Genomic DNA, 22,746 nt, shown 5'->3' on the forward strand with positions numbered 1-22,746 from the left:
GTCACTCCTTCTCTAAGGTACACTGCAGCGGATGCTGATTCTGGCGGGCCAGGTCCATGACCTGATTAACCTTGGTCTCTGCTATTTCATATGTGAACACACCACACACTCCGACACCCTTGCGGTGTACCTGAAGCATGATTTCGGTGGCTTCTTCGCGACCCTTTTCAAAAAACCGTTCCAGCACGTGAACGACGAATTCCATTGGTGTGTAGTCGTCATTGAGCAACAGCACCTTATACATGGACGGCTTTTTCGTCTTGGGCCGTGTCTTTGTTACGATCCCCGTATTCGGCAGATCAGTGCCGTCATTATCCTGTTCAGTCATCGTCTATTTACCGGAATCCTTTTCCTGCATGAACTCCATGATAGGTCATTGCCAAACTCTTTCAAAGTCCGCAGCGCGGTTTGTTCCAAGAATTCATTGTGCAACCGTGTTTGATTTATTGTCCATCTTCAATTCATTTAGGCTGAGAATAACGCGCTGCAAGATCAACACATAAACTTCATCGTGATCAGCAGTGCACAACGCCCGAAAACAGCTGCACAGCATTCTCATTTAAGAAAAACGCACGAAAAAGCGGGCATGAACCACCGCCATGCCCGCTCCGACTTCCAGACCAGATTTTATAAATCACGCCCGCACATCACTTCATTGTGACATTCGCCGCCTTGCTGATCGCCTTAAGTCCGTCGGCCAGTGCCGAAAACATAATTTCTTGCACTTTCTCGCCCTCGGCCATGCTGCTGGCATAATAGCGGTTGAAAATACGCGCATTAACGTCCTGCAATTCGGCAAGGCTTTCAACTTTCAGCAGTTGATCAATATCATCCTGCGAGGCGTCAAATTCCTTTTGGATCCAGCTTGATAGCTCGGAGCCGATCCCACCGGTTTTTTCAAACATTTCCATGGTGGCCTGCATTGCTTCCTCAAAACCTTTCTTCTGGGTATCAAGAAGCTCTTCATACTGTGCTGCCACCCGTGACCCGGCACCAGAAAAGACATCCGACTGCCCGGTCATGGTTTCAAAGATCTTGCCAAACGCCTCGTTTGCGACAGAAACGCTATCTTCAAGCGCATCGTTTCCGGCAACAACCATGGCTTCGACCTCTGGGGTTTTCCAAAGTTCAAAATAGGGTGTCATTGCAGAGCCATCCATAAACATTGCCCCGAAACCAAATACATCCGCCTCTTTGGCGGCAGACTTTGGGGTTGGTTCAGGCGCAGGTTTGGACGCCTCGGCAGCCACCTTCGGGGCTGAGGCCGGTTTTGGCTCTGCACTCGGCTTAGGTGCTGCTGGCGCAGGCGTTGCTGCTTTGGATGCTGCCTTGGCTGGTGCGCTGGTGGGCGCCTCACTTTTGGACACGCTCTTTGGCGCACTGGTTGGTGCACTGGCTTTCGGGGCAGATGCCATTTTGGATGCTTCAGCAGCCGGCGCTGCGGCTGCCTTTCGGGGTGCCGACTTTGCCGGGGTTGATTTCTTTGGCGCGGTGGACGCGGCCGTCGGTTTGGTTGCCGCGGATTTACTTTTCGTGCTCACGGTACTGACCTCTTCAGTTTTGGGGGAGGATGCTGCAGAGCTGGCTGATCGGTTGGCTTTTGATGCCACGACGCCTGTCGTCCGCTTGGGTTTGGAAACCGGCTTTGGTAATGCGGCTGCATCCGTTTGGGCCGGTTTCGCAGCATCGCCTTTCGCATCTTCGCTGACAGATGGCGGCTTTGGCGCAGTGATGCCGCCCGTGGGGGCCGTAACGCCCTGATCAGCGGATATGCTATTTTCTGCCATATCACTGGTTGCAGCTGTTTCGCTTGAAACTTTGGATTTGTCGGCAAACGCAGACGCTGCTGTTGATTGCTCAGATTTTGCCGTCACGGGGGTCTTGGCTGCGGCCTCGATCTCGGACGATGTCATCACCTTCCGCTTGGCAGGCGAGGTCTGAGATACCGGTTGAGAAGCTCTTGAGAGCGCTGTCGCGCCCCGACCTTCCGCGCCATTAGAGGATTTCGCGGCCGGCTTTACCTTCGCTGAAGGCTTTCTTGCCGGTTTCCCGGAAGTTTTTTGCCTGGAAACAGCCATTGCCTTGCCCTCCTGATCGCCGGAAACGAAGCCCCAGCATGATGCTGCATTGCAACATAACCCTAGATGGAAAGCGCCTCACAGTCAAGTTCAGTTTAGTGACATTTCCGGCACAAACCGCATCAAACTTATCGCAGAAAACGGGTGATTTTTGGTAACATGCAGAAACCCATAGCGCGAACAACGCACTAGCCTTGCAACTTTGTCGCAACGCAACAATTTTGGACGAGACGACGTCGCTTTAATGGCATCGCCGTCCCGTTCATTTGTGTTGTAGCCGACCGTTAGCGGAGCATATTGCCACGCACTGTTCGATAAAAATCACGAGAGTCGCTGTTTTGGGAATAGTGCAGTTGCGCGGCACCTTGCGAGCGCGCATTTTCGGCTGCTGGCGGCACTGGCAATTCACTTTCAACGGACGACAGGCTGGCCAGAACACCCGGGAAATCCAAGGCACGGAGATCATCAACACCTGACATCCATGCCGCAAGGGTTACATTGCCCGAAGAACAACCAATCGCGACCCAGTAGTAATCATCGGAATACAAACGCAAACCATCACGTTTCTGGGCACCAAAGCCTTCGGCCTGAAGCGCATCAGTGATGGCAAGGTAAGACGCACGGTCAATTACGTCGACAGCTTCCTCCCCGCCGAACGCGCCGAGCGGTGCACGCACCTCAACGTTGATGTCCTTGACTTGCAGCGGCCCAAAGACGCGCGTGGTGAGGTCAAATTCCTCAAAACCAGCATGCGACGTTAATTCAAAAACCCGCACTTCATCATAGTATACAGCATTGTAAGTGATGCGAATCCGCCCCTCTGCATCACCAGCCGAGCACGCCTGACGAAGATCGTCCGCATTCAAATAAGAAAACCAGGATGCCTTTCGGGTTAACGGATTGCGCACATCATTTGTTTGCGTAAATGTGCAACCGGCAACGCTTGTTGCAACAAGTGCAACCACCGCCGATCCAATCAAATTGCGGCGGCGCACACCGGAGTTGGTGTGAACTGAAGCGTTTTTTTTAAACATTCGATCCTCGATTTTTTGCTGATCTGGAGATATAAAAGTTAATCTCGCGCATAAAAATGGCCTTCTCAAGGCTCAAATGAGGGTCATCAAAATTGATGCTCTTAAACATTTGTTTAAGGCTGCGATGCGAGAGTGAAACTGATTAGTTCTTGGGGAACCCAGAAAGCCGAGCCCTGTATAATGCGTTCAATGACCCCTTTCGGGCCTAATGCAATGGCCAAATCTCAGTCTGTGCCGCGCAATAGTTGGATGCGGGGCATTGTGTCTGTGTTTTTGTGCCTGATTGCCATCGTCTCATTCACTGTTTTGGTTCCGTCACTTGCAAGTGCGCGCACCTACACGGCGATGATCATTGATGCTGACACCGGCAAGACGCTGCATGAATATCGCCCCGATCACAAAGTTTATCCAGCATCCCTTACAAAAATCATGACCCTTTACATGGTTTTTGATGCGCTTGAGCGTGGCAAGATATCGCTTTCGACTCGCATGAAGGTTTCCAAGCGCGCCTGGGGACAGGCCCCTTCCAAATTGGGCCTGAAGCCCGGTGAAACAATTTCGGTCAAAGACGCAATTCTCGCACTGGTCACCAAATCGGCGAACGATGTTGCTGTTGTCGTCGCAGAACATCTTGGTGGAACGGAAATCAAGTTTGCACAGATGATGACGACCGAAGCGCGCCGCATCGGCATGTCTCGGACAACTTTCCGCAATGCATCGGGTCTCCCCAACCGCGGCCAAATGACCACCGCACGTGACATGATCACGATGGCCGTCGCTTTGCGCAAAAATTACGGTAAATATTACCATTATTTCGCGACCCAGAAGTTCCGCTTTGGCAACCGTACCTATGGCAACCACAACAACCTTTTGGCGTCCTATTACGGTACCGACGGGATCAAAACCGGCTATATCAACGCATCGGGCTTTAACCTTGTCGCGTCGGTCAACCGCAACGGAAAGCGCCTGATTGGCGTGGTATTTGGTGGTCGCACGGCACGTACCCGTGACGCACAGATGAAAAAAATTCTTGATCAGGCCTATGTCAAACTGATCAAGGAAGGTGAGATTATTGTTCCGCGCCCACGTATCAGCCCGGAAGACAAAATTCTTCCAGCCGATGCACAGCTTCTGATCGCCAAGCGCAACAGCCTTCGCGAAGCCGAACAACCCGGGCGTATTGATACCCAAACAATAGTGACCCGCATGAAACCTGAAAACACCGCCGGATGGGGCATTCAGGTTGGGGCATTTAGCGATCAGCGTCGCGCACAGGAAGCTGTTCTTGCAGCTGCGCGCACGGCACCCGACGTTTTGCGCCTGACCCGCGCTGCTGTCGAACAGCAGACCAACGGCACAGGCATTGTCTATCGTGCACGACTTCTGGGCTTTGACGGCGAAAACGAAGCCCGTGCTGCCTGCGCGGCACTTCGCCGCGAAAACCTTGCCTGCATTCCTGTCAATGCTGGTGACGCGGGTTAAAGCGCACAGCACATAACAGAACACAAAACCAACAAGGACCGCCAGAGATCACTCTGACGGCCCTTTTTCTATTTTACATTAACTTGTATTTTGGTCGACGCCTTAATGCCCGCCGCCCGGCGCGAAGAAATCATCCGATGACAGTCCACTTGTAACCAGCTGCTTTGTGACCTGCTCCTTAAGACGAGCAAGGCCTGCATCGTCGCCAGCTTCGCAGCGCGCAACAATGGCGGGCTGGGTATTGGACGCACGCAGCAACCACCAACCATCTTCGGTGCTAACACGCACACCATCAATGCCGCTGACTTCTGCGCCCGTTTCGGCCAGACGCGCACGAACTTCTTCGATCAGGGCAAACTTGCGGTCATCCGGACAATCGATCCGGGTTTCTGGCGTATTGACGGCAACCGGCATTTCCGCACGCCACTCGGCAAGGCTTTTGCCACTTTGGACCAAAATGCGATACAGGCGCACCGCAGCATAGGTCGCGTCATCATATCCATAATAACGTTCGGCAAAAAAGATGTGGCCACTCATCTCACCGGCAATCGGTGCCTTTTCCTCGATCATTTTGGTTTTGATCAGGGAATGCCCGGTTTTCCACATGATGGCCTTGCCACCAATCCGGTTGACCTCGTCAAACAGGGTCTGACTTGCTTTCACATCCGCAATGATTGCCGCCCCTGGCTGACGTTCCAAGACATCGGCAGCATAAATCTGCAGCAGCTGATCGCCCCAAAGAACATTGCCGCTGCCATCAATCACACCAATCCGGTCACCGTCCCCGTCAAAGGCAACGCCCCAGTCGGCCTCATGTTTGGCCACTGCCGCTTTCAGATCAACCAGATTGGCTTCGACCGTTGGGTCCGGATGGTGGTTCGGGAAGCTGCCATCAATATCGTCGAACAACAAATGATGCGTGCCCGGCAGTTTAGCGGTTAGCTTGCGCACCACATCACCGGCTGCGCCATTACCGCAATCCCAGACGATGGTCATCGGGTTGGGAACTTCACAGTCAAGTTCGGCCAGAAGACGCTCGACAAACCGACCTTCGACATCAAGATCGCTTGCCGTGCCCTGCCCGACCTCAAAATCACCAGCAGCGGCAATTTCGCCCAATTCCTGGATGGCGTCGCCAAATACCGATTTCCCGGCATTGAGCATCTTAAAGCCATTGTAGTTGGACGGATTGTGCGACCCGGTGACCATGATACCAGCGTCGGTTTTTTCGTCATATACCGTGAAGTACAGCATCGGGGTTGGCCCACGGCCAACACGGACAACATCGCACCCGGTCGAAAGAATCCCTTCGGCAAGTGCTGCTGCCAGCTCCGGCGAACTCAGGCGGCCATCGCGGCCCAAAGCAACCCGCTTGCCACCGGATCTGCGCACCATTGTTCCAAATGCCTTGCCCAGCGCAGTGGCGTCTTCCGGGTGCAAGGTGTCGCCAACGATACCGCGCACGTCATATTCGCGCAAAACAGAACGGTCAAATTGATGTCCGGCAGAATTAGTCATGATTTGAATTAGCCTCCGATAGATGCGCGACCGACACAGGAATAACTAAAGCCGTTTTCAGCCATCTCGCTTGGGTCATAAACGTTACGCAGGTCAACGACGATCGGGTGGGTTAGCGCATCCCTGATGCGATCAAGGTCCATGCCACGGAATTCATTCCATTCCGTCAGAACAACCATCGCATCCGCGCCCTCAATCGTCTCATAGGCGTTCTCGCGATAATCAATACCATCAAGAAGCTTTTTGGCTTCTTCCATGGCCTCTGGGTCATAGGCCTTCACCCTCGCCCCCGCGGCAATCAGGGCCGGAACGATATCAAGGCTTGGTGCGTCACGCATGTCGTCGGTGTTGGGTTTGAATGCCAACCCCAATATGCCGATGGTTTTGCCCGAAACCGAACCGCCACAGGCCGAAATGACACGGTCTGCCATCGCCTTTTTGCGCTTGGCATTCACATCCACCACCGTCTCGATGATACGAAGTGGGCTGTCATATTCCTGCGCTGTGCGGACAAGTGCCAATGTATCTTTCGGGAAGCATGACCCGCCATAGCCAGGTCCAGGGTGCAGGAACTTCTTGCCAATACGTCCATCCAAACCGATGCCACGTGCAACATCATGTACGTCTGCACCAACTTTTTCACACAGATCGGCAATTTCGTTGATGAAGGTGATCTTTGCTGCAAGGAAAGTATTGGCCGCATATTTGATCATTTCCGACGTTTCACGCGAGGTGAAAACAATCGGTGTTTCGATCAGATACAACGGACGATACAGGTCAGACATTACCTCACGCGCGCGCGCGTCACTGGTGCCAATAACAACCCGGTCCGGACGCATGAAATCGCCAATTGCTGATCCTTCACGCAGGAATTCCGGATTGGACACCACGGCAAATTCAGCATCCGGACGTGTTTCACGGATGATGCGTTCTACCTCGCGACCGGTGCCAACCGGAACGGTCGACTTGGTAACGATAACCGTAAAGCCATCCATTGCTTTGGCAATTTCTTCGGCGGCTGCGTAAACATAGCTCAGATCCGCATGACCGTCACCGCGACGGGCCGGTGTACCAACAGCAATGAAAACAGCATCGGCGTCCTTGACGCCTTCTTTAAGGTCCGTGGTGAAGGTCAGACGGCCTGCCTTGACATTGTTCTCGACCAGAACATCCAGACCCGGCTCGTAGATTGGCATGATACCATCTTCAAGACGGGCGATTTTATCCGCATCCTTATCAACGCAAATAACATCTGTACCGAATTCAGAGAAACAGGCACCGGACACAAGCCCAACATATCCGGTCCCGATCATTGCTACGCGCATGGAGGTTTTATCCTGATAAGTAAATTCCGGCCGAAACGAACCATAAGTCTACTTCGGCCGGGCATTGTTAATGTAAATGATTATTGCGCTGCTTCGCCTTCGGCGAATTCGTGAATAAGCTTGCGGACATCGTCGCGCATGTCTTCTCGTGCCAATGCAAACGACATCGTCGCTTTCAAAAAGCCGATCTTGTTACCGCAGTCAAAACGACGTCCTTCAAAATTATACCCATAGAACGGCACATGCCCGATCATTGCTGCCAACGCGTCAGTCAGCTGGATCTCATTGCCTGCACCGCGTGGTATCTTTTCAAGCACCTCAAAGATGCCCGGATCAAGAATGTAACGTCCGATTGCCGAAAGTGTTGAAGGCGCTTCTTCGGGCTTTGGTTTTTCCACCATGCCGCACGCACTGACAAGGCGACCATTGGTACCCTCAATTTCCAGAACACCATAGCGATGGACTTCTTCGCGCGGCACATCCATGACAGCCACCATGTTCCCGCCAGTCCGGCCGTAACTGTCGACCATCTGTTTCATGCAGGGAGTTTCGGACTGAATAAGGTCATCGGCCAGAAGCACAACAAACGGCTCGTCACCGACAAGCGACTTGGCACATAGTACCGCATGCCCAAGGCCAAGCGGATTGCCCTGACGGGTATATGTTACACGGCCATTTTCCGGAATCATTTCCAGGGCCTTGGCAAGCGCGTCTTCCTTGCCGCGCTCAGCCAGGATGGTTTCAAGTTCTGCAGAATGGTCAAAGTGATCTTCGATGGCGGTTTTGCCGCGGCCGGTCACGAAAATAAATTCTTCGATGCCTGCGGCGATGGCTTCTTCAACTGCGTATTGAATGAGTGGTTTGTCAACGACAGGCAGCATTTCTTTTGGCATTGCCTTGGTGGCGGGCAAAAAACGGGTTCCCATACCTGCAACCGGAAAAACGGCCTTCTTGATTCTCTTAGACATTCAATATTTCCTTTTTCAACCGCTGCATGCCCGTCCGCAACTTGAAGTGCACACATACTATGCTTCTGCCACACTTCCGAAAGACGGATCAAGCAAGCGCATCCATATTTGACGCTAATCTTTACATAGCCGTAACAAAAGGCTTCGCGCAGCATTGATCTTTGAGGCCAGATAATCCGATCCCCCATGGTCCGGGTGAACCGCCTTGATCTGCATTTTATAGGCCCGGTTTATATCCTCGCGGGTTGCATCTTTTGATACCCCAAGGATTTTTCGGGCCTCACCTTCGGTCATGCCCGACGCGCTTGAACTCCTTTCGCCGTTTCGGCCTTGCTCGTCATCATTGCGGTCGCTTCCTCCGTCGTGTGCGCCGTCTGTGCCATTGTCTGCCTGACGCCAGTTTTGCCACCCTGTACAATCAGGACGACGTTCAAAATAGGCCTCAAGAACCGTCTGGCTCTGATCGGTTGCACTGCAACAGTCAACATAAAGCGACCGCAGTTCGTCAAGTCCCAAGCTGTCGAGATCGGCTCCTTGGTAATCTCCGCTTAAAACCGTTCCACGCATTTGACCACTTTCCAGATCAAGCAGCATGTGCAGAAATTCTGTCTTGATTTCAGACACATCTCCACTTCCAGCCGATTGCCGACCAAACGATCCGGGTTTGGCCTGCCTGCGTGCACGTGCGAAAATCCTACGAAAAAGTGGCCATAAAATGCCAAGCTTCATGGCGCGGGCAAAAAATGGTGCTGCGGCCGCCAATGCGGCCGTCATCGCCGCAATTTTGCCTGTCAGCAAAAGCCACGCGGCCAATAGAACCAACAAAATGATAATCAGGAACAAACCGACTTTTCGAATATCTTTGGGCTCGGCCTCTGTCATCCAGCGAATGAAGAACCCGACACCAACAAAGGCGGCAATGCCAATCAAAAACCACTGCATCAACGCGGTTTCCGCAATTGGTGACTAAGTCTGAGCACCTCGTCCGAGCCAGTTTTCTGCTGATACACGGACAAACCGGATTGTCCGCCCACCGCATAGCTTGCAACAGCCCCCAGCAAATCACGAAGCTTCTTGGCAGAACTGGCATCAAACTGCATGAAGGCTCCGCCTGTGATGCGGGCAATCTCGGCAAACGCAAAGCCCGCGTCGCGATCATGGCCTTCCTGAAACATGAATGTCTTTACCCCCTTCAAGGCCAGTCTTCCTGCAATCGGGGCCAAATGATCCGGGTTTTCTTCGATGCAGTCACCGACATATATCAAGGCATCCACTTTCTGCGCATTTGCTTCACGTTCGACATGGGCCAGAACCCGTTCGATCTGCGTGTGTCCTGCACGACAGGTTACCTTGGTGATGTAGTTGCGAAATGATTTGGCATTGCGACACCAGCCGCTTGATTTGCATTCCGAAAGACCGCGAAAGAAGACAAGCTGCACATCAAGCGCGCCGACGCCGTCAACCGCCTCAAACATTTCAGCCTGAATTTCCGCAGCTGTATCCCAACTCGGCTGGCGGCTCGCAGTTGCATCCATGGCAAAGATCAACCGCCCCTGAGAAGGACCAGATGATGGCGCATGTACCGCGAGGTCACGCGCCTTGTTCAGGAAGTCATTTACTTCCTGTCTGCCGGATGTCTCGGTGGTAATGTCTTTGCGCGTCAAGGAGACCTGCCTGCTTCATGTTCCGGTTGGACACAGTTGCGTCCTACAAGATATAGGCCGGTTACCGTCAGATCGGCAACTCTTCGCCGTCAGCGGGCTTGAACCCGATCACTTCGAGCAGAGATCGAACCTCCTGACGGGCAGCCATGTGTGACATGCTCATCGGGATACCAACACCCTTTTCGCGCAGATCAAGCAATGTCAGACCTTTCAGGAAAAGTTCACGGTAAATCACACGTTCGCCAAATCCCGGTGCTGGCCGAAATCGAATACGACCGGCAAGTTTTTCAACAATCTCGGCTATGTCACGCTTGTTGCGCGCATCAAGGTGCGACAAACGGTTGCGCATGACAATCCAGTCAATGGTTCCCCCATCAATCCCTGCACGGCGTTTGCGCGCGTCCCAAACCATTTCGGCATAGATGCTGGGGCCTTTGATATCAAGCGTATCGGGATCAATACGGGCCAACATATCCAGATCAATGAAACTGTCATTGATGGGCGTGATCAAGGTATCGGCACAGGCATGGGCCAAGCGCGACAAATAGTTATCGCTCCCCGGGCAGTCCATCACAACGAAGTTGCAACCAACCACCATCTCGCCAAGGGCGGATGTAAAACGTTCGCGCTCGTCAAGCTTGGCCTCGTTGGCATCAGGCAGTTCGCTGCGATAAATCGGACGGTGATCCGGAACCGGAAGACTAAGACCCTTTTTCTCGTTAAAGGCATTCCGGTTTTCGACATAGCGCGTCAATGTCCCCTGCCGCGCATCGATATCAAGCGATCCAACCGTAAATCCCATCTTCATCAGGGAAACAATCAGATGCATTGCAGTTGTCGATTTCCCCGAACCGCCTTTTTCATTTCCGATCACGATCACATGGGCGCGATTGGACGGCGGTTGTTTGTCCGTTGCCATCTGCTGGCCTGCGCTGTCCCCGTCCGCGCCAGTCTGTTGCACCGTCATGATTATTTGCTCCGTCTCTTCAGGCTTTTTTTGACTTTGTCCCCAAGGCCAACCTTCCCAATGAGCCAGTTTACACCCAAAAATCAAGGTAAAAGAGATCCGGCTCACATGGCACAGGTTACTGCCCCCTAGCCAATCTAGGAGCACAAAGGTAAAGATAAGGGTAGCGCAACGCAAAAATGCGCCTGAAAACAAACTGAAAGGACGCAATGTGAGGTATCGGGCGGCTTTAATTGGCAGCATGTTCGCAAGTCTTCTGGCAATCATCCCCCAGACAGGTTTGGCACAGCAGGCCGGTGGTTTTGATCAAATCCCCGAAGACCAAAGCCCGATAACATACGCCACACGCGTTCAGGGCCAGAATACCTTCCTGCGTCAGTACCGTGACAACAGCTCAGTCTTTGTCGGACGTTGGTATGCGCCAACAACAGCTGAATCGGCCAACACGGCAAGCGACCTTTATCTTGAAACTGTCTATACGACGTCGGCACCCGGCTTTCGTTTCAGCACGGCCATGGCATCGGAAAGGCTTCTTGATATGTTCGGGTCCATAAAAGGGCGCGCCAGCCTGAATGGGACAAATTTTGTTCAGGACACCCGTTATGGCAGCGTTGCCTTCTCACCCTTTGTTCGTGACGGGTCGCAATGCGTGTCGTTCGTCGGACAATGGGACCCGCAAACGCCCGCGCAACGGGGCAGCCGCCTGCTTGGTTTTTATTGTACGCCAATGCAAATGCAGGCCGAAAGCGGCAATGACGTTGCACAAAGTGCCCTGCCCATGATTGATGCACAGGAATTTGCCGCCGGGCTGTTTGGCCGACTGAACATTGAACTTTCTGAAAATTCAGCAATCGCTGCTGCCGTTGCCGGACCAGAAGATGATACCACCATCCTACAGCCTGAAGGAACGACCACGCCTGCACCGCTTGAGGGCATCGATATTATCACCAACTGGCAAAGTGTCCGTGGCACCGGAAAGTTGCGTTTTGACCAACCCGCTGGCGAAGGCACAATGATCCTTGATGATGACCACCGTCACTGCGAAGGCATCTGGCGTCACGAGGGTGGTGCATATCAAAGCGACACACTTCCGTTTGGCAGCTGGTATGTCTATTGTAACGACAGTAATTTTGCCCGCGGCCACTACACCAGCGAGGCCCCAGCTATTGTCACCGGGAATGGTAAGGACAATCAGGGCCAGGCGGTCTATTTCCGCCAAGCAAACTAGGGCCTGACTGGCCATCCTCAATTAATCGCCCCAAACAAGAAATCAAAATATTAAGTGATCATGACCGCAGATATCCAAACCATCGTCATCGGTGCCGGCGTTGTCGGACTGGCCTGCGCACGCTCTATGGCCCGATCCGGGCGCGAAGTGCTGATTATTGAACAGCATGATGCCATTGGCACCGAAACAAGTGCACGCAACAGCGAAGTCATCCATGCCGGGATCTACTATCCCAAAGGCAGCCTGAAAGCCGAATTGTGCGTTTCCGGTCGTGAAATGCTTTATCGCTATTGCGCAGAAAACGGCATCGAGCACAAACGCACCGGAAAGCTGATTGTCGCCACCGCAGATGATCAGGTGGATGCCTTGCAGGGGATCAAACGCAAAGCTCATGAAAATGGCGTCACCGATCTTGCATGGGTGTCACGCGAAGAGGCACTCGAACGCGAACCCGCCCTGAATTGCGTTGGCGCACTCGTAAGTCCGTCAACCGGTATTGTCGACAGCCATCAATTGATGGTCACCTTGCTGGGCGAGGCTGAAAATCATGGTGCGACACTTGCGCTCAATACAAAAGTCACTTCTGTCAGCTTTGAGAATGGCCTTTACACCGTCAACACCACAGACGTTGACGGCGAAGAAATGAGCCTGACCTGTGCAGAACTGATCGTTGCCGGTGGTCTGCACAGTCAAACACTTGGCCGGAACTTTGCCGGACTACCTGAAAATACAGTGCCACCGCAGCACTACGCACGGGGCTGTTATTTCACACTATCGGGCAAGGCGCCCTTTTCCACCCTGATTTATCCTGCGCCAGAACAAGCCGGTCTTGGTATTCACCTGACGCTCGATATGGGGGGGCAGGCGCGGTTTGGACCGGATGTCACATGGGTGGATGCGCCGAACTACGATGTCCCCGAAGAACGCCGTTCGGCCTTCGCCGAAGCCATTCGCAAATACTATCCGGATTTGAACGAAGACGCCCTTCAAACAGGCTATGCGGGGGTGCGTCCGAAAATTCAGGCTTCCGGCGAAGCCGCACGCGACTTCATGATTGCCGATGAAAAACAGCACGGCCTTAAGGGTCTTGTAATGCTCTATGGTATTGAATCACCGGGTCTTACTGCTGCCCTTGCGATTGGGAGCCGGGTTACCGACCTGATCATGCAGCAAGGCGCATTATCGGCGGCATCATAATGTCGCCATCGTAAACAACGATGGGTACAACCATGGGCAAGAAACGTCACAGCAAGACAGCGCCGATCAGGAAGACCGCCATTCCGGATAACACCGGTTTGACGACACCGTCCCTGTCGCGCCGACGTTTCATGGGTACCAGCATGGCTGCTCTTGGTGGTGCGCTTTTGGCGTCAGGCCCGCTTGGCCTGCGTGCGCAGCAACTTGAACCCTTCACCCCCGCCCCCAACAGCCTGAGCAACGGGCGTGGTTCCGGCATCAATACCGGCAAGCCCGAACAAGATTTCATCGAAGAGATGCGCGAATATGTCGTTGCAATCAGCCGATGGGCCAAAAGTTATCGCAGTGATTTTTCCATTCTTGCAATGAATGGACTGGAGCTCACTGAATTCCTTGAAACGACCTTGTTTGCCACACGCGGCACGGCCGAACCGGCACGTAACTATTTGCGTGCACTTGATGGCATTCTTATCGAAGCCCCGTTTTATGGTTTTGAAAATTACGGTGAGCCGACCAATACGGAAGAAACCAAATATCTGCTGGGCTACCTTGAGCGGCTGAAATTTGAAGGCCTGCAATATCTTATTGTCGACTATACCAACAAACTTGAAGACATGCGCAAAGCCCGCGCGCAGCTTTCCGAACTTGATGCACTTTATTACGCTGCACCACCACCAGGCATGCAGCTTTCATCGCTGGCGAAAGTACCCAACACGCCCATCGGGTCAAATCCGCATGTGATCGACAATATCCGCCAGTCCAAAAACTATGCCATGGTGCTTGATAGTGCGCCCTATGGCACCAAAGACGCCTATCTTGAAGCGTTGCTGGCAACCAACTATGACACATTGATCATTGACCCGTTCCATCGTGGCACCATACCGCTGACCTACAATGACATGAACCGGCTTCGCTACAAGAAGACCGGAACGCCACGTAACCTGATTGCCTATCTCAACATCGCAACAGCGGAAACCTATCGCTATTACTGGAAAAGCGGTTGGCGCACCGGAAGCCCGGATTTCATCAGTGAAGGCAATCTTTTGGCACGCTGGGGACAAGAACATCACGTTCATTACTGGACCCGCGAATGGCAAAGCATCATCTATGGCAGCGAAGGAAGCTACCTTGGCAACATCATGAAGCTTGGCTTTGACGGGGTGCTTTTGGGCGGCATTGATGAATATAGCTGGTGGCAGGATTACTAGGTTTCAGCCCGGTTCACATATTTATGATCATCTGCAATGTGAAATAAAGTGACCGCCGTTTGACGGAACACGTTGGCTTGGGCAATGTTAGGTTATTGAAAAACATAATCTGCACTGCAGACACAGGAGGCCGACATGTCCGAGCCAATCATTCATTATTTCTTTGTTCAGTCCCCTTGGGCGTTCTTTGGTTTTCGGCGTGCTGTCGACATTGCAAAAAAGCATAGTGTGCCGATCATCCACAAACCATGTCGGGCCGCTGACGTCTGGGAACATGGTGGTGGTGTTCCCCTGGCCAAGCGCCCGAAACCACGTCAGGATTACCGACTGGTCGAAATGCGTCGATGGGCAGACCATCTGAACATTCCGATCAATTTGCACCCGGCGCATTTTCCGGTTGATGAAACCTTGGCTGCGCGCACCATCATTGCGGTTCAGGATGACGGCAAGGACGCCGCAGACCTGATAGAAACCCTGATGGGTGATATCTGGTTGCGTGAACGTGACATCACAAACCCCAATACAGTGCGCGAAGCTCTGACTTCAAATGGGCTTTCCAGCGAGTATCTGGAAAATGCCGACCTGCCGGAAATCGCCAATATTTATGACGGGAACTGCCAATCGGCGCGCGAACGCAACATTTTTGGTGTTCCGACCTATTTCGTTGGCAATGAAATGTTCTGGGGACAGGACCGGCTTGATTTTGTGGATCGCGCCTTGGGTTAAAGCCGCTGCGATAACAGAAAATGTATCAAAAAAACACAACGGGCGGGATAATTCCCGCCCGTTGTGTTTTGGCCTTTGCGATCGACAAGACCAGAATTTTTTACCCGCTTAGCCCAGGCGCTTGACCTGATCGACCACAAAGCCGTCTTCTGACGGATAGCTGTTTTCGATCATGGCAAGAGCCTTATGCTCGTCGCTTGCCGCAACTTCATGAGTCTGAACATCAGCCCAGCGATCATCAAAGAGTTCGTGGGAACGGTTCTCTTTGACACATTCGCGAACAGCCTGATTGTGCAGTTCGACCTCGAATACGGTTTGGCGATGGTCTGTGAATGCAGACATTTCCGCCGATCTCCTTACATTTTTTGTCCGGCGGCGCCGCCCAGACGCCGTCGTGTCCTGAACCGGGAATCTCAACCACAAGATACCCAACCGTGAGTCTACGTTTCGCTTCTTAACGAGCCGTAAATTGTCCGGTGAATTCATATTTCCAGATTAATTGGTCCGGCTGCAAGTGCGAATTTGACATAGCCACATGATGAAAGCCGCGATCAGGACAAACGACTACAAAGCCCCGGTTCAAAAAAATTAACGCGCATCAAAATGAGGTCGTGCTGCCCGGAATTTCGGTTTCACAGGCCCAAACGCCCTGAAAAAAGAATCCTCATCACCCCGAAAGCAGCCCAAACGGCATTGATCGACGATGCTGCGCCGCACACGTCGCGAAATAATATTTCAAAGCCAACGGACCATACTCATAAAGTTCCATGCGATGTGGTCACACCCAACCGAAACGTTCTTTTTTCACCCCATGCTGAATTAAAAATTGATCCGCCGTCCGATGCATCAAACATAAAGGAATAAGCAGGCAACAGCCTGCATCAGAACAATGATGCTTCCAGGAGGCTGCAAGAGGATGAACGTCTTTTCCGATATTGCATTTGACGACCACGAACAGGTTGTCTTTGCCAGCGACCCGAAAACCGGACTGAAAACCATCATCGCGGTCCACAATACCAATCTTGGGCCTTCGCTTGGTGGGTGCCGCATGTGGCCCTATGCCAGCGAACAGGAAGCCATCCATGATGTTCTGCGCCTGTCACGCGGCATGACGTACAAGTCTGCCCTTGCCAATCTTCCGCTTGGTGGCGGCAAGTCTGTGATCATTGGCGATCCGCGCAGTCAGAAAAGCCCCGAGCTTTTTCAGGCCATGGGCCGTGTCATCGACCAGCTTGGCGGGCGCTATATCGTTGCCGAGGATGTTGGCACCAGCCCCGCTGACATGGAACAGATCGCACGCAAAACCCAACATGTTGGCGGCATCAATGACGGCAAGGACCCGGCCCGCACCGGTGACCCATCGCCCTTTACCGCCTTTGGCGTTTTCATCGGCCTGAAGGAAGCTGTTCGCTTTAAACACGGTACCAATGACCTGGCGGATATGCGTGTCGCAGTTCAGGGCCTTGGCAATGTCGGCTATCACCTTTGCCAGATGCTCCATGATGCCGGGGCAAAGCTGATCGTTGCCGACCTGAACAGCAACAGTGTGAACAAAGCTGTGAACGCGTTTGGCGCAACCGCTGTGTCTGTGGACGAGATATTGTCGGTCGATACCGATATTGTTGCCCCATGTGCACTGGGCGGCGTTATCAACGACCACAGTATCGAAAAACTCAAGGCAGGTATTATTGCTGGCGCCGCCAATAACCAGCTTGAACATGATCGCCACGGTCAGATGTTGCTGGATGCCGGAATTTTGTATGCCCCGGATTATGTGATCAATGCAGGCGGCGTGGTGGAAGTCTTTTACTGCCGTGAAGGCAAGAGCGTTGCCGAAACGAACAAACATATCGAAGGCATTGGCCCAACCGTTCGTGAGATTTTCGATCGCGCCAAGCAACAAAACCTTTCAACCGGTTTTGTTGCCGACAGATTGGCCGAAGAACGCTTTGGTCTGAACCGCAAAACGGCCTGATCACGAAACGTCGCGCATAGAAACAACAAAAGGCGAGGCCCAAATGGCTTCGCCTTTTTCTGATCTGCACAAAACGTTTGTTTCGAATGTCGCTTTATTCGGCAGCAATCGGTTCGACATTGGCCGTGACGGCTGCGGCATCATCACAATCGCAATTACCGCAGGTTTTAGCCTGCCGCAGTTCAGCGCGCATATGGCAGGCACATTTACCACATTGCGGTGCGCAGCCATGGAAACGGAATACTTCCGCAGGACGTGTCGCTCCGCCTTCTTCGGCAGCACGGCGAACGTCTTTTTCCTTAAGCGCATTACAAATGCAGACATACATGGTGCGATTGCAATCAGTTATTAATTACGTTCAGACACCTCTAGATTAAACGCGAATGGTTTTCAAACACTTTTGCAACAACCTGCAATAAAAAATTCCCTGCAAACCGTTTGGCCTGCAGGGAATTCCATAAAATCATTTTTATCACAATGCGTTAAGTCAAGCGCCATGCAATCAGGCGATGGTGATGTGGCTCACAACCTTGGACACACCTTTGATCCGGCGCACGATGGAAAGAACCTTTTCAAGCTCTTCGTCGCTTTGTGCTTCGCCCATGATATAGACGATATTCTTGACCGACTGCCAACGATAGTTAACAGAGCTCACACCTTTTTCCGCCAATAACAGTGCCTTGATCTGACCTTCAATCCAGACGTCAGACACGGTTTGGGTGGCCGAATCGGTTGGGACGGCGTTCTTGCCATATTCGTCTTCAGCCCGGTGATAGGCATCAATCGTTTCCTGATCGGCAATCACAAGATGATCATGCACGGTTTTGATGCGATTATCCTGTTTGACCATCGACATGACGTCATAGTACTTGCCTTTGGAATCCACCATGCCGGTCACCATGACATTCTGCTTCCAGATATCGATATCAACATCCATCAGATAGGTGTGATCAACCTTGGAGAATTCACCAAGGATACCGGACTTGATCTGGGTATCGAGCCACTGATCATTCCCTGTCCTGTCTTCCAATGGCATCTGAAGCGGCCCACATGCCGCAAGCGGCACAGCCAGCATCGCACACACCGATACCGTTTTCAGGACACGGCCAATGCCGCGGGTCACCTGGATCATTCCTGTTCTCCTTGTTCATGCCTGCCGACATGGGTCAATCTTATTGTGCCACTGTAAACGCAGCAGGGCATCATCTGTTCCATACCATAAGCTATCGCAGCCAATTTTGACGAAAAAAAGCCCGACGTCGCCCCGTGCTGCATTATTTGGGTCCGCACGCGTTCACCAAAGAAGAAAACAGAAAGCAAAAAGGACCGGGAAAGACTTCCCAGTCCAGTTCGCGGAACCATGTTCCAAAGGCTTGTCATCGATCAAGCGGACGATTTGTAACCCGATATGGTCAGATCAATCCTCATCCATCGACATCAGGGATGCGTTGCCCCCTGCGGCCGTAGTGTTGATTGTTATGGTCTTTTCCGTGGCAAACCGATGCAGGAACGCCTCATCGGGCAGCGCACCATCATCCTCGGCGCCACTATCGGAAATCAGCGACAGGATCGCGCCATCCCGTTTCGCCAAAAGCTGCTTGAACGATGTCACACGATCCAACGGTGCCACACAGGACACCCCGGCAATATCGCCATCATACATTGCACCAAGCCCCGTGTTCGCCCCGACAGCCTTGACCAGTTTTGCCGGCAGTCCCGCCTGCTGTGCCAAGGCCGGAATATCAGTCAACCATTTCTGATCGCCTGCAAGGATAACCGCATTGCCTGCCGCCAACGCGGCCCCCAAATGACGCATCACCCGTGCCGGATCGGCATCCTTGTCAGCCTGCACGAGATAAACACCGCGCCCCTGACAATAAAGGTCATTGGTTTCGCCCGTTGGCCCAGGCATCCGCGTTGGTGCAACAAAGCCGTTTTCCGAAAGGGCCGCAAAGTTCGCGACATGATCCGCCCCGGCCTGCAAGGCAGCATTGCCTGATGTCTCCATCTTGGCAGAAAGCTTTTCAAGAATGGTCACCCGCGCATTGCCATCGGTCGCCTGCCATTCTTCCTGCGCGGCCAGCATGGTCGCGTAGTCACGTGCGGCAATGACGTCTTTCACAATGATCGGTGCGCGGTCATCTGTCTCCTCAGTGTCGCTTATCGTTGCGGCATGTGCCACGGGCTTGGCAAACCGTTCGACATAGTGCGGGCCACCGGCCTTGGGACCTGTACCCGACTTGCCCTGCCCGCCGAACGGCTGCACCCCGACAACCGCCCCGATCTGGTTACGGTTCACATAGCAGTTACCGACACGCAGCTTGTGCGAGATTTCGCGCACCGTCGTATCAATGCGCGAATGAATGCCAAGCGTCAGGCCATATCCCGATGCGTTGATCTGATCGAGGATCTTGTCCATGTCACGCGCTTTAAAACGCACCACATGCACCACAGGACCGAATACTTCGCGTTCGAGCACATCAATCGACGGAATCTCAAAGCAATGCGGGGCAAAGAAGTTACCACCTTCGCATTCCGGCAGCGTGTCACACGCATGCAGAAGCTTGGCTTCCCTTTTCATCCGTTCGGCATGGGCTTCAAGAACCTTGCGCGATTTTTCGTCAATCACCGGACCGACATCGATATCAAGGAACTTCGGATCGCCGACGCGAAGCTCCTTCATCGCACCAACCAGCATGTCACACAGCTTATCGGCAATGTCTTCCTGCACAAACAAAACACGCAGTGCCGAACACCGCTGCCCCGCGGACTGGAAACCGGAAATGATTGCATCCTGAACCACCTGTTCGGGCAGCGCGGTCGAGTCAACAATCATCGCATTCTGACCACCGGTTTCCGCAATCAGCGGCAATGGCACACCCGGACGTTTGGCAAGGGCCTGGTTGATCACCTGTGCTGTTTCGGTTGACCCGGTGAAGGCCACACCGGCAATGCGCGGATCATTGATCAACTGATTGCCAATCACACGGCCCGGCCCGGGCAGGAGTTGGAAGGCCGACCCCGGCACACCGGATTGAAGGATCAGCTCTGCGGCACGGGCGGCAACCAGTGATGTCTGCTCTGCCGGTTTGGCAATAACAGCATTTCCTGCAGCCAGTGCCGCTGTCACCTGCCCCAGGAAAATCGCAAGCGGGAAGTTCCACGGGCTAATGCAAACAATAACGCCGCGCCCTTCAAGCGGACTACCTTCGCGGAAAGTTTCCTCCGCCCGATTGGCGTAATAGCGGCAGAAATCAACCGCCTCACGCACTTCGGCAACACCATCAAGATAAAGCTTGCCTGCTTCGCGCTGACAGAGCGCGATGAACTCGTCCATGTTTTCTTCAAGCAGATCGCCCAGACGACGCAGCGCCGTTGCACGATCGGCACCAGGCGTTTTATTCCAGCTTTCATAGCCTGTCAGCGCAGCGACGATGGCGGCTTCGACATCTGCCTCGGTTGCCTGCACCAGATCGCCGACCTTTTCGCTGAGCTTGGCCGGATTCAGAACATCAACCGGCGTACCGGAAATCAGTTTTCCGTCAATCAGGGGCGCTGCGTTCCATGTCTTGCCCTGAATTTCGGCCAGCTTGGCACTCAGCGGCAACAGTTTTTCCGTATCGGTCAAATCGATCCCGCGCGAATTCACCCGCCCTGCGCCGAACAAATCAATCGGAGCCGGAATTTTCGGATGACCTTTACGCGGCAGTGCGGCCATTTTTTCGATGGGATCAGCGATCATTTCTTCGATCGGCAGTTGTTCATCCTGAATACGGTTCACGAAACTTGTGTTCGCACCGTTTTCAAGCAGGCGTCGCACCAGATACGCCAAAAGATCTTCATGTGTTCCGACCGGTGCATAAACACGGCACGGAACATTTTCACCGTCCTTGTCAACGATCTGCCCATACAATGCTTCACCCATGCCATGCAGGCGCTGGAATTCGAATGTGCGGTCATTGCCCGCCATTTCAAGGACAGACGCCACGGTGTGGGCATTGTGGCTTGCGAACTGGCAATAAAATGCGTCGCGGCGCGACAACATATATTTCGCACAGGCCAAATAGGACACATCGGTCGATGCCTTGCGGGTAAAGACCGGATAGCCGTCAAAGCCGTTTTCCTGACTGAATTTGACCTCGGTATCCCAATAGGCCCCTTTGACAAGGCGCACCATCATCTTGCGCCCGACCTTGGTCGACAGATCCGCCAACCATTCGAGAACATGATAGGCACGTTTCTGATAGGCCTGCACTGCAAGGCCGTAGCCCTCCCACCCGTCAAGGTCGGGGTCGGCAAATACGGTGCCTATCACATCAAGTGACAAATCAAGACGGTTGGCTTCTTCGGCATCAACGGTGAAACCGATGTCGTATTTCTTTGCCAGAAGTGCCAGTTGCTTAAGACGCGGGGTCAGTTCGGTCATCACCCGTTCGTAGTTGGCAAAATCATAGCGCGGATGAATGGCCGACAGCTTGACCGAAATGCCCGGACTGTCAATCGGCCCACGGCCATTGGCCACCCGACCGATATCATGGATCGCGGTTTCATAGCTTTTGTAGTAGCGATCAGCATCGTCCATGGTGCGGGCCGCTTCGCCCAGCATGTCATAGGAATAGCGGTAGCCTTTTTCTTCGTTCGCCTTGGCACGTTCGGATGCCTCGTCAATGGTACGCCCCATGACGAACTGACGGCCCATGATTCGCATCGCATGATTAAACGCCTTGCGAATGACAGGCTCACCGGAACGGCCAATCATGCGTTTGATCAAACGACCCGGATCGGCTTTTTCCGCCTTGCCGAATTTGATCACGCGCCCGGTCAACATCAGCCCCCAGGTCGACGCATTCACAAAGAAACTATCAGAATGGCCCAGATGGCTTTGCCAGTCGGCGTCAAACAGTTTGTCCTGAATAAGCTTGTCCGCCGTAACCGCATCAGGCACGCGCAGCAATGCTTCGGCAAGGCACATCAGAATGACGCCTTCCTTGCTGGAAAGCTCATATTCATGAAGAAGCGCATCAATGCCGCTTTTGCCGTTATCGGCTTCGCGCACACGGGCAACAAGCTGATAGGCGCGATCGTGAACACGCGCGGTCTGTTCCGGGGAAAGACGCGCAGCCTCGATCATACGCTCAACAACGGCTTCTTCATCGGCACGATGGGCATCCCTGATCTGCTGACGGATCTTGTTTGGTTGGGGCAATTCAGTACGGAACATCTGCTTCACTCTCTCCGTGATGTTTCAACCATCAACGATCCTGAAAATCGCGCATGACATGCTGCACTTCAGGTCCTGATGCACCTCTATGACGACAGAGACTATTATTTCGATCAAAAAATGTGCTGCCAATTTTCCAAAAAATACGATATATC

21 protein-coding genes are annotated in these 22,746 nt (G+C 53.1%); 9 read left to right on the forward strand and 12 right to left on the reverse strand.

The genetic code is table 11. The annotated features are described in order from the left end of the window. Position 1: 1 nt before the first annotated feature. Both clpS and JF44_RS20430 read right to left on the reverse strand, forming a co-directional pair. Complete coding sequence (gene clpS / locus JF44_RS0103530) at positions 2-328, reverse strand: ATP-dependent Clp protease adapter ClpS (protein WP_008890601.1); 327 nt, start codon at positions 326-328, stop codon at positions 2-4. A gap of 319 nt (positions 329-647) precedes the next feature. Further along, on the reverse strand, positions 648-1,160 hold the full coding sequence (locus tag JF44_RS20430; RefSeq protein ID WP_052065420.1) for a phasin family protein: 513 nt from the start codon (positions 1,158-1,160) through the stop codon (positions 648-650). 70 nt (positions 1,161-1,230) lie between these two features. Between JF44_RS20430 and JF44_RS20435 the strand changes: the two genes are divergently transcribed. Both JF44_RS20435 and JF44_RS20440 read left to right on the forward strand, forming a co-directional pair. Continuing rightward, on the forward strand, positions 1,231-1,761 hold the full coding sequence (locus JF44_RS20435; protein WP_162181380.1) for a hypothetical protein: 531 nt from the start codon (positions 1,231-1,233) through the stop codon (positions 1,759-1,761). 9 nt (positions 1,762-1,770) lie between these two features. After that, positions 1,771-1,941 carry a hypothetical protein gene (locus JF44_RS20440; RefSeq protein WP_162181381.1) on the forward strand — a complete coding sequence of 57 codons (171 nt, stop codon included), beginning with the start codon at positions 1,771-1,773 and terminating at the stop codon, positions 1,939-1,941. A gap of 421 nt (positions 1,942-2,362) precedes the next feature. Here the strand turns inward: JF44_RS20440 and JF44_RS0103540 are convergent, their stop codons facing one another. Beyond that, complete coding sequence (locus tag JF44_RS0103540; protein WP_033067557.1) at positions 2,363-3,112, reverse strand: hypothetical protein; 750 nt, start codon at positions 3,110-3,112, stop codon at positions 2,363-2,365. Positions 3,113-3,325: 213 nt separating this feature from the next. Here JF44_RS0103540 and JF44_RS0103545 point away from each other — a divergent pair, with 213 nt between their 5' ends. Continuing rightward, entirely contained in the window at positions 3,326-4,594 is a 1,269-nt protein-coding gene (locus JF44_RS0103545; RefSeq protein WP_033067558.1) for a D-alanyl-D-alanine carboxypeptidase family protein, read from the forward strand. Between the two features lie 102 nt (positions 4,595-4,696). Here JF44_RS0103545 and pgmG read toward each other — a convergent pair whose 3' ends face one another. The 6 genes from pgmG to JF44_RS0103575 all read right to left on the reverse strand — a co-directional run bounded on the left by pgmG (position 4,697) and on the right by JF44_RS0103575 (position 11,036). Further along, positions 4,697-6,112, reverse strand: coding sequence for a phosphoglucomutase/phosphomannomutase PgmG (gene pgmG / locus JF44_RS0103550; protein ID WP_033067559.1), 1,416 nt, complete (start codon positions 6,110-6,112; stop codon positions 4,697-4,699). 8 nt (positions 6,113-6,120) lie between these two features. After that, entirely contained in the window at positions 6,121-7,437 is a 1,317-nt protein-coding gene (locus JF44_RS0103555; protein ID WP_033067560.1) for a UDP-glucose dehydrogenase family protein, read from the reverse strand. An 80-nt stretch (positions 7,438-7,517) separates the two neighbouring features. Next, the gene (gene galU / locus JF44_RS0103560; protein ID WP_033067561.1) at positions 7,518-8,405 is read right to left on the reverse strand and encodes a UTP--glucose-1-phosphate uridylyltransferase GalU; all 888 of its coding nucleotides are present in this window, start codon (positions 8,403-8,405) and stop codon (positions 7,518-7,520) included. 114 nt (positions 8,406-8,519) lie between these two features. Then, positions 8,520-9,347, reverse strand: a complete 828-nt coding sequence (locus JF44_RS0103565; protein WP_033067562.1) for a J domain-containing protein — start codon at positions 9,345-9,347, stop codon at positions 8,520-8,522. Continuing rightward, positions 9,347-10,069: a hypothetical protein gene (locus JF44_RS0103570; protein ID WP_033067563.1), complete on the reverse strand. Its 723-nt coding sequence runs from the start codon at positions 10,067-10,069 to the stop codon at positions 9,347-9,349. The genes JF44_RS0103565 and JF44_RS0103570 overlap by 1 nt, the downstream gene beginning before the upstream one ends. Before the next feature lie 67 nt (positions 10,070-10,136). After that, positions 10,137-11,036, reverse strand: coding sequence for a division plane positioning ATPase MipZ (locus tag JF44_RS0103575; protein WP_033067564.1), 900 nt, complete (start codon positions 11,034-11,036; stop codon positions 10,137-10,139). A gap of 241 nt (positions 11,037-11,277) precedes the next feature. Between JF44_RS0103575 and JF44_RS0103580 the strand changes: the two genes are divergently transcribed. From JF44_RS0103580 to JF44_RS0103595, 4 genes are all read left to right on the forward strand, one after another. Then, positions 11,278-12,264: a hypothetical protein gene (locus JF44_RS0103580; RefSeq protein WP_033067565.1), complete on the forward strand. Its 987-nt coding sequence runs from the start codon at positions 11,278-11,280 to the stop codon at positions 12,262-12,264. A 60-nt stretch (positions 12,265-12,324) separates the two neighbouring features. Further along, entirely contained in the window at positions 12,325-13,461 is a 1,137-nt protein-coding gene (locus JF44_RS0103585) for an NAD(P)/FAD-dependent oxidoreductase (RefSeq protein WP_033067566.1), read from the forward strand. A gap of 32 nt (positions 13,462-13,493) precedes the next feature. Then, positions 13,494-14,669, forward strand: coding sequence for an endo alpha-1,4 polygalactosaminidase (locus JF44_RS0103590; RefSeq protein WP_033067705.1), 1,176 nt, complete (start codon positions 13,494-13,496; stop codon positions 14,667-14,669). 135 nt (positions 14,670-14,804) lie between these two features. After that, positions 14,805-15,395 carry a 2-hydroxychromene-2-carboxylate isomerase gene (locus JF44_RS0103595; protein WP_033067567.1) on the forward strand — a complete coding sequence of 197 codons (591 nt, stop codon included), beginning with the start codon at positions 14,805-14,807 and terminating at the stop codon, positions 15,393-15,395. A gap of 108 nt (positions 15,396-15,503) precedes the next feature. Here the strand turns inward: JF44_RS0103595 and JF44_RS0103600 are convergent, their stop codons facing one another. Beyond that, entirely contained in the window at positions 15,504-15,737 is a 234-nt protein-coding gene (locus JF44_RS0103600; protein WP_033067568.1) for a hypothetical protein, read from the reverse strand. A gap of 574 nt (positions 15,738-16,311) precedes the next feature. Here JF44_RS0103600 and JF44_RS0103605 point away from each other — a divergent pair. Then, positions 16,312-17,370, forward strand: coding sequence for a Glu/Leu/Phe/Val dehydrogenase dimerization domain-containing protein (locus JF44_RS0103605; RefSeq protein WP_033067569.1), 1,059 nt, complete (start codon positions 16,312-16,314; stop codon positions 17,368-17,370). Positions 17,371-17,413: 43 nt separating this feature from the next. Continuing rightward, on the forward strand, positions 17,414-17,722 hold the full coding sequence (locus JF44_RS20700; RefSeq protein ID WP_475351022.1) for a hypothetical protein: 309 nt from the start codon (positions 17,414-17,416) through the stop codon (positions 17,720-17,722). A gap of 150 nt (positions 17,723-17,872) precedes the next feature. On the opposite strand, the gene JF44_RS0103615 is transcribed toward JF44_RS20700, so the two are convergent. Together JF44_RS0103615 and putA are read right to left on the reverse strand one after the other, a co-directional pair. After that, positions 17,873-18,502, reverse strand: a complete 630-nt coding sequence (locus tag JF44_RS0103615; RefSeq protein ID WP_033067571.1) for a BON domain-containing protein — start codon at positions 18,500-18,502, stop codon at positions 17,873-17,875. A 285-nt stretch (positions 18,503-18,787) separates the two neighbouring features. Continuing rightward, positions 18,788-22,591 carry a bifunctional proline dehydrogenase/L-glutamate gamma-semialdehyde dehydrogenase PutA gene (gene putA, locus JF44_RS0103620; RefSeq protein WP_033067706.1) on the reverse strand — a complete coding sequence of 1,268 codons (3,804 nt, stop codon included), beginning with the start codon at positions 22,589-22,591 and terminating at the stop codon, positions 18,788-18,790. Positions 22,592-22,746: the final 155 nt, after the last annotated feature.

The sequence above is a fragment of the Thalassospira australica genome, from assembly GCF_000763295.1.
Taxonomy (GTDB): Bacteria; Pseudomonadota; Alphaproteobacteria; order Rhodospirillales; family Thalassospiraceae; genus Thalassospira; species Thalassospira australica.